Origin of the sequence: Flavobacterium sp. UBA7680, from assembly GCF_002482975.1 — a bacterium.
Taxonomy (GTDB): domain Bacteria; phylum Bacteroidota; class Bacteroidia; order Flavobacteriales; family Flavobacteriaceae; genus Flavobacterium.
On sequence record NZ_DLHA01000052.1, the window covers coordinates 25,815 to 39,623 of the forward strand.

Genomic DNA, 13,809 nt, shown 5'->3' on the forward strand with positions numbered 1-13,809 from the left:
TCCTTTCATATTATATTTATGCAAAACAGAACTACAACTTTTGGAGTAAAAAGAAATGTGCTTAACATTTTTCATAGGTTAATGTTATTGGCTATACTACATAGTAGTTTTATAGCACCCTCTCAAAACTTGATTACTGCTTCTTTAAATTATAAAGAACCCTTGAGCTATAAAGGATATTTACTTAATAAGGAAGAAACAAAAATGGAAGCTCCTATTAATAGTATTTTGAATGGAAAAAATCTTATTGAAGAAGCTAATATACCAGTAAATAGTAATAGTGAGAGTAAATCGAAAAATGAGGATTTGAATGCTCATTATTCAGTACCTTCAGATATTACCTCTGGTTTTATAGGGGTTTCAAAAGAAAAACCATTGGATGACTCTAGTGATAACCTATTCAAAGTCCATTTAAAAGACTTACCGACTACTAATAGCAAAGTTTATCTTACCTATGAGTTGTTTGGTGCTCAGGATTATACAGCAGTTTCAAGAAGTATTAATAATCGCTTATCAACTGGAGGTTATGTGGTCAAAAATCAATTGGGATGGACTACCCAAAAGGAAGAAATAGATGTTAATTGGTTAAAAACAGGTGAGAATAAAATTATGTTTGGAATACCAGTAGGTGCCTCTTATCAGTATCAAATTAAAAATTTAAAGATTGAGGTTGAGGAATTTAAAGTTGCTAGTGTGTCTTCTAACATAGTAATTCCAAATTTAACGATTAATTATTTTAAAAATAATCAAATTTATCTAAAAGGTTTTCTGAGAAATTCATCTGCTAATGATGTTAAAGTATACTTTGAAGATAATTTAGTTTCATTTACAGATGGAGAGTTTGAAGGATTTTTAACTTTAACGGAAGCCTTAAAGAAGAGAAAATTTATTATCATTAAGGCTCTTGATAGCAAAGGGCTTATAGGGCAAGAGATTATTACTTTGGATAACTTAATTGAGGCTGATAGAATATTTACATTAGACAAAGTTGAAGATAAAGTTTCAAAAATATTTAAAGCGCAACAATCAAATTATCTCCAAGCAGATGGCGCTAAAGTGACTTTAAAAGACAGTGCTTTAGTGGAGGATAAAGAGATAACTATAAAAAAATTGCGAGCCATAGATATCGCTCCAATGGCTTCAGGTATGATTAATGTTACCAAAGGAGGTCTTGGTTATCGATTTTTGCCTGATGGAACAAAATTTGAAAAGCCAGTTATACTATCCATTGCATATGATGAAAACTTAATACCTAAAGGATATACATCAAATGATATTAAAACTTTTTATTTTAATACCGATTCAAAAAGTTGGGTTGCTGTAAAAAGAGATACTATTGATAAGGAAGAGAAAACGATACTCTCGTTAACCACTCATTTTACCGATTATGTAAACGGAATTATACAAACGCCTGAGAGTCCTGAAACAGCAGGTTTTACTCCCACCATGATGAATGATATTAAAGCGGCAGACCCATCATCAGAAATGACACTTATTAGTCCGCCAGAAGTGTCACAAAAAGGAGATGCTAGTTTTAGTTATCCTATTAAGTTACCTGCTGGAAGGAAAGGGATGCAGCCACAACTCGCTGTTCAATATGGTAATGATGGCAGTAATAGTTGGCTTGGAGATGGATGGAATCTAAGTGCTCCTGCAATTACAATAGACACCCGATGGGGAGTGCCAAAACTTGACACTGAGTTCGAAACAGAAATTTACACTTTAAACGGAGAACAATTGATGTATCCAAAGGTAAATGGCCAAGATTGGATGCCCAATCGTCATCAAGAAATTGGGGGTATTTATGATACAAGCCCCGTTTTACGAATAACAGACGCCATTTTTACACCCAGAAAGCAAGGTAGTTTTACTTTAATTCAAAGACTTGGTGATAATCCAACCAATTATTATTGGAAAGTTACTGCAACAGACGGAACAATTAGCTGGTATGGAGGTAAGGATGGAGTTGTTGAAAATTCAGTTATTAAAAATTCAGCTGGGCAAATTGTATATTGGGGTATATATATGATTGAAGATGTTTTTACTAATAATGTGAAATATAAGTACGATAATGATCCTAACTTTTCAGGGAATGGTTCACCTTCTCAAGCTAATTTAGAGGGAAGTTATTTATTCAAACTGAATAGTATAAAATATACTGGTTTTAATAATGAAGATGGTTTGTATGAGGTAGTTTTTATAGCAAAAGAATCACGACCTGATATAGCAATCAACGCTCGTTTGGGTGTAAAGCAAGTTGAGCCATTTTTGCTAACCGATATTGTTGTTAGGAAAGTTGCAAGTGAGCTTCCTATCAGAAAATATATTTTTGCTTATAATCCCAATCTGAGTAAATTTAGAAAATCACAACTTATATCAGTTGCCGAATTGGATAAGCATGAAAAAGAATTCTATCGACATACTTTTGAATATTACGATGATTTAGCCGATGGAAATGGGAATGATATTTATTTTTCATCAGGTGTCGATCAAACCATTTGTTTTGATACCTCAAATGAATGTCCTGATAGCGATGGAGATGGAGTATGTGATGCTGATGATGAATGTCCTAGTGTTTTTGGTCCACCTAGTAATAAAGGATGTCCTTTGTGTCCCGACCAGGATAGCGATGGTGTTTGTGACGCAGATGATAGTTGCCCCGAGGTAGCAGGGAATGCAGATAATGATGGATGTCCTTCAACTTTAAGTTGTGGACAGTACTTAGCTGTAAACAATGGTCAAACAGGAGTTTATAATTATGTAGTTGAAGTCGGTACAGGGACAGGTAGCTTTGGAATAGATTATAATGCATTAGGTATACCCGATAAATTTGAGGTGTCATGGAATAACGGTACCTCCTCAAATGGTGGAGCTTATAGTAGTTCTAAATTTGTTGGCTCTATCTATTATTATCAAATGCTTTTAAATTTAGGGGTTCCAGCCTCTGATATGAATTTAGTTCCTCCCGGAACTGCTGCGATAGGAACTCTTTTAGTGAATAAAGCCAGTGCTTATCCTACTACTATAAATGTTACTGTAACTGCTCCCTTATTGCAGACTTTTTGGAATATTAAAACAGTATGTCCACCTCCTGCGCCCAAGACAGGCAGAACAGGAATTAACCCAAAATCTATTGTTGGCGAAACTGAAAGCAAAAAGTGTTACAGCGTTAGTTTTCCAATTCCTAAAACGTCATCAAATGAAAATGATTTTTCTACAACTGTAAAGATTAATAATATACCGGTAAATCAGTTTGGGAAAGGTTATCGTTTTGATGTTAAACTATCTAATACAAATGTAAATTATAATTTATCAGATTTTATATCAGATATAGAGCATACTTTTGGGTGTAAAGTAATTGTAGATGAAAATACAATAACTATTACTGCTACTAATTCTTATATGGGATTTGATACTATTAATTTGGTTTCAACCGATGGTGTGTCCAAAAGTTACTCATTCAAAGAGTTAGATTGTACTACTTTAAAAGAAAAATTGTCTAGCATTTCAAAAAAACTTTTGTCTGTAGTAAATAATAATTCACTAATGGCAACTAAAGATGAATTAAGTTTAAAAAACAATATTTTCAAAGGAAATAATAATAGTAAATTAAATAAGGGATTATTTCCTGCGGGTAATTATTTTCATAATTTGTTAAATAACCATTCAATAAGTTATGAAGGAGTTGGAAGCACTATTAATCCTGATTGTCCACCACTTTATAATGCCAGTTTTTTTATAAATGGAGTTATTCCTTCTTTTGTTAGTGTGGGTGCTATTTTAGGTTCTTCGGCCTCTTCCTCTTTTAATGCCGGGGGACACCTAAGTTTTGGAATTGATTTTGAATGGAATAATGGTCACAAGTTAATGACCGTTGGGGGTGGATATAGCCATAGTTGGGAAGAAAGTGAATCATTAACCGCTTTAATTGATATTGATGGAGATGGACTTGAAGATTGCGTTTACAAGCTAAATGATAGGTTGTATTGGAAGAAACATTTAGTTACCAGAACTTATGATTCCAATAATGAGCCGGTTATTTCCCATTCCTTTAGTGGTTTAAAAAACATTACCAGTATTGATGGTTCTATTAAAGACTTTTATAAGTCTCATGGAGAATCTTCAAGTTATAACATTCAATTAAATGCCGGTGTTTCAGCAGGAAGTGCCATTTTTGGTTGGGATGGCTCCAATAATAAATCAAGAAGTAACGTCTATTTTACTGATGCTAATGGTGATGGATTGATGGATATTGAAAGTTATGGTACAGTTTATTTTAATAGAATTCAAGGTGACATTCCCTTTTTTGAACCTGAAAGTGAACGTACTGAGAATATGATTATTAAAGCGGCACCAAATGAAATTACTCCTCCTGATGAAATCTTAGAAGATGTAACGCCAGCTTATGATGTTGTTAAAGTGTGGGAAGCTCCGGCAGATGGGACCATTAGAATTGATAATGTGATTGAAAATACTGACCCGACTAAAGAAGCTATAGCAACAATTGAAATGGAGCAATTTCAAGAACCAAAATGCTATTCTGTAAGTTTTCCAATTCCCTACTCAACAATAAAAAAGTTTACATGGGCTTCATTTTTACGTCTAGATAGGATTAGTCCTGTAAATGTTTCACTGTTTCTTAATAAGTTAGTAGTTAATGGTGCAGATTATAGTCCGCTTCCAAAATTGTATATTACAAATGGTGATATTAACGGTTATCGAAATGATTGTCTTGATTATTTAAATTTGATAACTACTCCACAGGAGACTCATTATGCTATTTATTCTCCTGACTTTTTAAGTAGTTGTAACACTTTCTTCAACACTATAGAAAACGATTTTACAAATTCGTCTTTTAACTTGATAAATTATTCAGCTCTCCAGCATCCATGCAGTGGTTCTCCATGTTGTTATGGTAATATTATTGATGATTCATACCTGCACTTTGAATTATTATCTCAAAGTGTAAACACATTAGTATTTAATAGTAAATGGGAACATAATGGTTTACCTTTAGATAGAACAAATTGTCCGTCAGGTCCTAATTATAATGAGGAAGTTATATATAATGTTCCAAGTACTATAATTTCCCTAGATGGAATAAGTACAGCTATTACTGTAAATGGGAATAGTCTTTCAAGTTCACCATACACACTTGCAGATTCAGGTGATTTTTTGATGTTTAAGAACGATTTTGAAAATCAGTATCCAAATTCATTAGTTACCTTAGATAGTCAGACAAACATTATAACTATAACTGTTAATAATACATTTGATAACTTCGACGTTTTAACTCTTTCAGCTACTAACGGCAATGATTCCAACAACTATAATTTTTCTCAAATACAATGTAATCAAAATAAATTTAAGAATGACTCTGATTTATTTGCTGAGAAAGGCGACTGGTCCTCATTTAGATACACACAAGAAGAATTAAAAGTTATTCAGAAAAAAAATATTTCTAAAGAAGAATGGATATTTAACCAAAAAGTTCTTGTAGATGATAATGGTAAAATTATTGAAAAATCTATTAACGATGTATCTGAAGAATTGAAAGTAAAAATTGTCAAAGAAAGACAGCAAGCTCAAAGAGAAGCAAAAGATTGGCTTGAAGAATATTATAAAAAGCAAAAAGTAGGTAATCTAAAGTACAATACCAATAGAATAACAAATACAAATACTTGCACCTACACTCCATCATCAGATTTATGCTTATTGTATGGCATAAAGTTAAATGCAAGCAATAGTAATACGCCCATAACTCATAATATAACAACTTGGAATACAGAATGTAATCCTGAAGGAGGGTTATTAAATGTTAGAAAAGGGGATCGAATTTATTTTAGGATACATTCTATTTCTACCGGTAATCCGACCATTAGTTGGGACCCAAAAGTTTCTTATACTGATGTTGCGATGTTGGGGACAACAGATCAAAATGGATTAAAACCATATTCCAGTAGTTACAGTGAAGGTTTTATCCTTTCTCAGAGTGAACCGGTAACTTTTCCCGGCAATGGTACTGCTCAAATCACATGGGATGATATCACAGTAGATAATCCATCAGATATAGTAACTTATGAAATAGTAACAAGACAAGCCAATAGTCAGAATAGTAATTACCCTATTACCTATCCTGAAACCGTAATATATTCACAAGTATGTCAGCCAGGTGCCACTACTACTGTATCTCCTACTGCAGCACTAAATGCGATTTCGGCAAGTGCTGTTGTAACAGCTAATTCGCTAGCGCAATTTTTATTTAGAGTGCGTTCGACTTCTAACGTTGATTGGAAATCATTTGAATGGAAGCCGAAGATTATTTGTACCACGTCTCAAAATGTAACACCTACAGCAGGCGGAACATCACAAGGTGTTGTGACAGATGCAGAAACCAAATATCCAATAGTGGATTATAGTATTTATAAACCATTTAATTGCGGAAGTTATTATAAAACCATTGATATCAGTTCCTATAACAGTTCAGGTTTGACTATTGAACCTGTTGTACCAAGTTCCCTATTTGTTTCTAATTTTTTTCAACCTCAAAATGGAGATCATGGTGTGTTTAATTTTGTTGTAAAGCGTGGAAATACGCTGGTAGGGAAACGAATTATCAATGTTGTCAATGGTTCGGTAACTATTTTCAACGCCGATGGGCTTACTGTTGCTACTACTCCGATACTTATTACCGGTGCAGGGTCAAGAATTGAGGTTGGTATTTATACAGATGATTCTTCAAGAGTACTAAATCATCCAACGAATGTTTCGTTACTTTTCAGATTAATGAATGCCAATACAATTGCCACTATAATGAATGGGGCAACACCAGTAAGTGTTACTGCCACTGACGTTAATTTTATGCATAAACCATTGAGTCAGTTTGGTCCGATGTATCGTCAATGGGGGCAATTTTTTTATTGTCCTGAAAAAGCGGCAAATTCAATTGTTGATCCTACACTTGGTATTAAGTTAATAAAAGAAGAATTATTGACTATTACCGATGCACAGGCTACACAATTACAAACAGCATTGAATAACAACACAATTGTTAATCAACCAGCTATAAATCCCCAAGATCCGGCTGCGACAACCAATATGTTTAATAATTTAAATACTTTGGTAGATCAAACGGGTATCAATAATTTCCCATTCATGATGGCAAATCCTGTCAGAAGCAATGCTGAAAATACGATTGTAGAGAAATGGATAGGATTTCATAATGAAAATTATACCACTGCAAGGACCTCTAGGGCTGCAACGCTAGCTCAGTCTTATGTGTTGCCAAGTATTACAACCATTACTCAAGGATTATATGAAACAGGTGCTATAGGAATTGACAGAGTAACCAAAGGAAAAGGACAAAATATTACCGCTGGTGGAGGCTATGGTGGTTTTCAAGCATCAGCGGTCTCCTCATTAGGAGGAAGTTCGACTACTTTAACAGATTACATTGATTTAAATGGGGATCGTTATCCGGATATTGTAACTCCTAACCGATTGCAATATACTTTAAAGACAGGAGGACTATTCAATCCTATTGATAGGAGCATTACAGGCTCAATGTCTGATGATGATAATGGAAACTGGGGTATTTCAGCATCAGGTACTTTTAGCAAAGCTGGAAAACCAATTGCAGCCAACGCAGACAAAAGAAACGGTACAGATCATATTGGGAAACCTGTAACATTTGCTTTTGGAGGTGGAGGAAATTCTACCGGTATCTCCGGAAGTTTTGGCTCGGGAGACAATAATACCACTCGTATGTGGGCTGATGTTAATGGAGATGGTCTTCCGGATATAGTGAAAAGGACTGTTAATGATAGTGTTGCCAATATCTCAATTGATTTGAACTTGGGTAATAATGTTTTTAGTGCTCAAAATTATTGGGGTAATTTCACTTTGGCAGCCGGTTCAAGCACCACTATTGGTGGTGGTTTAGGGTTTAATTTTGCCAACGGTAGTATTGAGGCCGGATTATCATTAGGAAGAACAGATTCTGATACTAACAATACCTTATTTGATATTAATGGAGATGGTCTACTGGACAAAGTTTCATCAAATGGTTCTTCACTTAGTGTTGATTATAATTTAGGAAATAATTTTGCCAGTAATGTAACTCAGATTAGTAATCAGTTTGATTATAAAAACAATGCAGAAACTGTAAATTCAGGTATAAATGGGACAGGTACATATGCCGCAATATGGCCATTGTATCTCATTCTAGTTACTATACCTCTTAAGATACCGTCTGTAAGCGTAACAGCATCTTTAGGTTCCTCTACCAACAGAACCAAAAAAACACTTACAGATTTTGATGGGGATGGTTATCCTGACTTTGTTGAAGAATTGAACCCGGGAACGGTAAGAGTGTACTCGTCTAGAATTAGACGAACAGACATGCTTAAATCAGTAACCAATCCATTAGGAGGCAAGTTTACAGTTGATTACAAAGTACAGCCCGTAGATTATGATAATCCACATGCTAAATGGGTAATGAGTGATTTAGTAATAGAAGATGGCTATGACAAAATTAATGATGGAAGGGATGTCTATAAAAAGCATTTTATTTACGAGAATGCGCGTTATGACAGAAGAGAAAGAGAGTTTTATGGGTATGAAACGGTAAAAACACAAGATTATGCTATGGATGCAGATAATCTGCCTACTACCGTTTATAGAACTTCAGTTTCAAAATACCATAACCGAAGCTATTTCTTAAATGGTTTGTTGAAAGAATCTTATGTTTTAAAAGGAGAGGACGAAAATGCAAAGTATTCACGAACAGAGAATATTTATGAATTAAGAGCATTACATGAAAATAACAGTGAAATCAGCTCAACGGTATTACCTTATAATTTTGATGTTGGCGGAAGAGAAGGAAGAAGAACTGCCGGTGTTGTGATGACCAAAACGATTAATTATTTACATGAATTGTCGCCGGAACCATTATTAATTACTGAGGTTGTCATGACCTATGATGAAAAGGGAAGAGTTAAATTGTTTGAAAACAAAGGTAATATCCTAGACGTACAAGATGATTATTACTCTAAAATAAAGTATCATGATGATTCAGCTTTACTGAATCAAAATATTCTAAATGTTCCAAAAGCAATATCTGTTAGTGATGCAGTAGGTCTCAAAAGACAAAGGACAACAACTGTTAATCCCGCTAATGGAAATATTGATGCAGTAAGCGCTTTAATTATTAACGATGTTGAAGCCCAAACGACAATGAAGTACGATGTTTACGGTAATTTAATTCAGATTAAATATCCTGAAAATCACAACGGGCAAGCGATGTATTATGATTACAATTATGATACTGACTATAACAAATACATAGTGGCTATTAAAGATGCTTTTGGTTACATATCATCAGCCACTTATGACTCAGATTTTGATAAAGTTATAGAGACTACTGATTTGGCAGGTAATTTGATGAAATATGACTACGATTCATTTGGTAGAAATACAAAGATAGTTGCTCCTAAAGAAATTGAGTCTGAAAAAAAATACACCATTAAGTTTGAGTATTTTCCAAATTATGCCAGTTTAGAAGATCGTCCTTATAGAGAATGTATTGACATGAATTTATTTACTCCTTTTGCCATAACCAGTCATTATGATGTACAACATAATGGTAATGATATTCAAACCGTTACTTTTATTGATGGGCTAGCTAGACCAATTCAAGTTAAAAAAGATATTCAATTGAATGTTGGTTCGACGCAAAAACCAAGTTACAAAGAATCGATGTCTATCTCCGGCAAAGTTAGATTTGATGATTTTGGAAGGGCTATTGCGCAATTTCATCCTTATTATGAAGAGAAAAATTGTGGTGTGAATTATATGGTGAATGAATATGAATCTCAATATAATTCTAACACAGTATATGATGAACTTGACAGACCTACACTAACTACAGATCCTGATGGTAATTCGAGTACTATGCAATACACCATTGAAACTGATGTGGATAATACTATAGCCCTTAAAACTAAAACTATAGTGGATCAAAATGGTACTCAAAATATAGTTACAGAAACATTTAAAGATGTATTTGGTAAAGTAATTTCAACTAAAAACGAAGGTGCTACAGACCTGTGGACACGTTTTGAATATAACGCTATAGGAGAACTATTGTCCTATACTGATGCCGAAAACATGGTCACTAAATATAAGTATGACTTATTGGGTAGAAAGATGTTTGTAGTTAATCCTGATAATGGAACAACTAAATTTGAATATGATAGCGCTAGTAATTTAGTTAAGTTACAAACGGCCAATTTAGCAAATGATAACACGCTAAACCCTGATGAAAGATACATCAAGTACCATTATGATTTTAACCGATTGGAAAAGATTTTTTATCCTAACACTCCATTAGGTGATAATATTAGTAATGTTTCCTATAAATATGGAGGTGTTGGTAATGAAACCGGTAGATTGGTATATCAAGAGGATGCAACCGGGATACAGGAGTTTGAGTATGGTAATATGGGCGAAGTGATTCATAACAGAAGAGTTGTAGTTGGGCCAAACATCCCTACATTGGTTTATAATACTTATTTTAATTATGACAGTTGGAACAGACTTCAAGACATGAAGTATCCTGATGGAGAAAAAATTGCTTACAATTATGACTTAGGAGGTAATTTATTTCGGATGACTGGTGTGGTTGATTCCGCCCCATACAATTATATTGAACGGATAGACTATGATTACTATGAACAACGTCAGTATTTGCTGTATGGTAACCAAACAGAAACCTTTTATAACTATTTACCTTCATTAAGACGATTAAATGTTTTGAATGTAAAAATGTCTAACGGTCAAGACTTATTCTTAAACGAATATGAATATGATAAAGTAGGTAATGTAATTAGTTTGAAAAACAATGCTAATCCTGCTTCAAACGGTATGGGAGGAAATTACCGTCATGATTTTAAGTATGACAATTTAAACCGACTTCAATTTGCTACAGGGTATTTTAACGGTGATCAATCTTCGCAAGAACCATTAGGGAATGATTATAGTAGTAATTATGATGTTTCAATGACCTATAACAATACACATGGTATTGTACAAAAAGATCAAAAGCACAATAAAAACGGATTAGGTTTCATACCTAATTCCTATAAGAATGATTATGCGTACCATCCCGGGACACACAAAGTGCACACTGTTATCGATAGCAACAGCGGCAATCAAGAGACTTTTAATTATGACCTCAATGGAAACCTGATTGCTAAGTATGTTAATAACGACAATATCACGCAAATACGTTGGGATGAATATAATCGTTTGCGTGTAGTGAATGACAATAGTAGTATGCAACATTACATTTATGATGGCAGTGGTGAGCGGGTATTAAAAGCCAATACTGATATCGAAGTTGTGTATCAAAATGGTACTTTAGTTGCAAATTCTGTAACTATTAACGGTTATACCACGTACCCTAGTGCCTTTATAGTGACCAACCAGTTGGGTATTTACAGCAAGCATTATTATGCAGGAAGCCAGCGAATAGTGAGCCGAATTGGCAACGGAAATGCAGTTGAGATTTTTAGTGGCAACGAGCCGAGAATGAGCGGTGATACTACTTTTGATGATAAAAAATTGCAAAAAGCTCAAATTACCGATGTAAAACAACTGGCTGAAAAAGTGGGTAGGAAAAATGTATTCTTTAAAGAGTTTAAGCCATATACTTATGAAGAGATACAAAAAATACTGGATGAAGAAAATGAGGGTGAAAGCAAATCTGTTACCGAGGTACAGCAAGAACCTACGCTACAACCTTTGTACTTTTACCATCCTGACCATTTGGGTACCAGTACCGCTTTAACAGATATAAATGGCGATGCGTACCAATTTTTCTTAAATTTACCTTTTGGAGAGACTATGGCGGAGCAGTTGCCAAGTAGCGACTACCAAACGCCATACAAGTTTAACGGTAAGGAGTTAGACGAAGAGACTGGGTTGTATTATTATGGGGCGAGGTATTACGATCCTAAGGTTAGTATTTGGTATAGTGTGGATCCGTTGGCGGAGAAGTATCCCGATTATTCACCATATGTATATTGCGCCAATAATCCAGTGCTATACATTGATCCCGATGGACGAGATTGGTATGTAAATTATTTTACTGGTGGCATTTCTTGGAAAAATGGTAGTGATTCACGATTTGGTTATAAACACCTCGAGTATATTTGGGGATACACTGATGTAAATGGAAATAGACTTTTAATGGATGGGGATACAAAACAAATAATTTACAACGGCAAAGTTCTTCATGATTTTAATAAAAACCCTGATAGTAGCTATGGTGGTTATGCATTTAGTGGAACTGGTACTCAAGAAAGAAGTACGCTAACAAATGGAGGCAGGAAAGTGGAGTGGTTGTTTAGTTTTGGAAACATGATAGAACTTATTAATTTATTGCTTGGAAGACATCCAGGTAAAGTTACCAGTCCAAAAGGTTCTGTTGATAAAGGAACAAATGGTGGAAAGCCAACAACTGTTGATAAAATTGATTACGGTGTTGATGCTGTTGGTAGTGCGTCGGATGCAATAAAAGAAGAAGAGGAACGTAGGAAAAAAAGCGCAGATATGATACAAATTGTCAAAGACGACGAAAACCCAAATAATAATCGTCATATGAGTACACATGCTTATGAAGCAATGAAAAAAAAGGAAAAAGAGAAAAAGAAAAATGGAAAAAAGTAAATATAAAATAATATTAATCGCATTTTTTGTTATATTTATTGGACTGATAGTATTTGTTTTTTGTTTTAAAGATGAAAAAGTACAGACCTTGAAACGATATTATTCAGATTCTGAAAAAACTTATGTACACCAGTATATTATAAGAAATGGAGATACCATCCTTCATGGAGATGTCATAGTATACAACAAAAAGGGGATTAAAGTAGCCAAAGGTAATTTAATAAATAATGTACCTAAAGGGGAGTTTATTTATTATTATGATAATGGTAAAATAGAATCTATAAAATACGTACTTGGTAATAAAAAAGATGCAGAATATCTTTGGAACTATCCAAATGGCAAAATTGAGAAATATGTTTTCTTTAATGATTTAGGCGAACCGTACTTTATTATCAGCTATGATGAAAAAGGACCAACACAATATGAAGGTCCTACCATAAAGAATATTTATCATAAAAAATTTAATTCTAAAAAGCATAACGATATTCAAGATAACCAATATTTTAGAGTAGGTGACACTTTAATACATCAATATTTGGTTGCAAATATTCCAAATGCCAAGCGTAGTTTTACCGTAGAGAATGTTGGTAATGATAATGTAAAAGTTAAAAGAACAATCACTCCAAAGCCACCAACAACTATTGATGTAAAAGAAATTCTAACTAAGAAAGGTAAAAATACAATAAGAGCTGTCGTGAAATATGAGTTTAAAGATGATATTGTGCCTGCCATTAACGACACACTTTCATTTGATGTAGAGGTACACTAAATTTAAAATTATTGGTAAAATTTAATGCCCTCATTTGAGGGCTTTATTATTGTGGACCCATTGATATAGAGATATAAACTATTAGTCATTGTGTTTACTGCGGAAATAAACCAATAAATTTGATTTCCTGATGGGATTGAATGGTATACCAATACTAGAAAAAATAAAATCTATTGGTTACCTATTGGTCATAATATTAGAGGAAATATTTGGAGCCATCAAAGCTATTGGTAAAATAAACCAGATCACTTAGTAAGAACTACAAAAACAAATCATGATTAACAGCAATGTTGTTTCGGACTATTAATGGA

At 33.9% G+C, this 13,809-nt stretch carries 2 protein-coding genes; both read left to right on the plus strand.

The window, feature by feature from the left end:
* Window positions 1-18 precede the first annotated feature (18 nt).
* Window positions 19-12,729: an RHS repeat-associated core domain-containing protein gene (locus B3C18_RS21940; protein WP_291151923.1), complete on the plus strand. Its 12,711-nt coding sequence runs from the start codon at window positions 19-21 to the stop codon at window positions 12,727-12,729.
* Window positions 12,716-13,498, plus strand: coding sequence for a hypothetical protein (locus tag B3C18_RS21945; protein WP_291151831.1), 783 nt, complete (start codon window positions 12,716-12,718; stop codon window positions 13,496-13,498). The genes B3C18_RS21940 and B3C18_RS21945 overlap by 14 nt, the downstream gene beginning before the upstream one ends.
* Window positions 13,499-13,809: the final 311 nt, after the last annotated feature.

Bases quoted from the DNA above. Each gene is read 5' to 3' on its own strand.
- B3C18_RS21940 (WP_291151923.1), top strand. From the start codon at position 19: ATGCAAAACAGAACTACAACTTTTGGAGTAAAAAGAAATGTGCTTAAC.
- B3C18_RS21945 (WP_291151831.1), top strand. From the start codon at position 12,716: ATGGAAAAAAGTAAATATAAAATAATATTAATCGCATTTTTTGTTATA.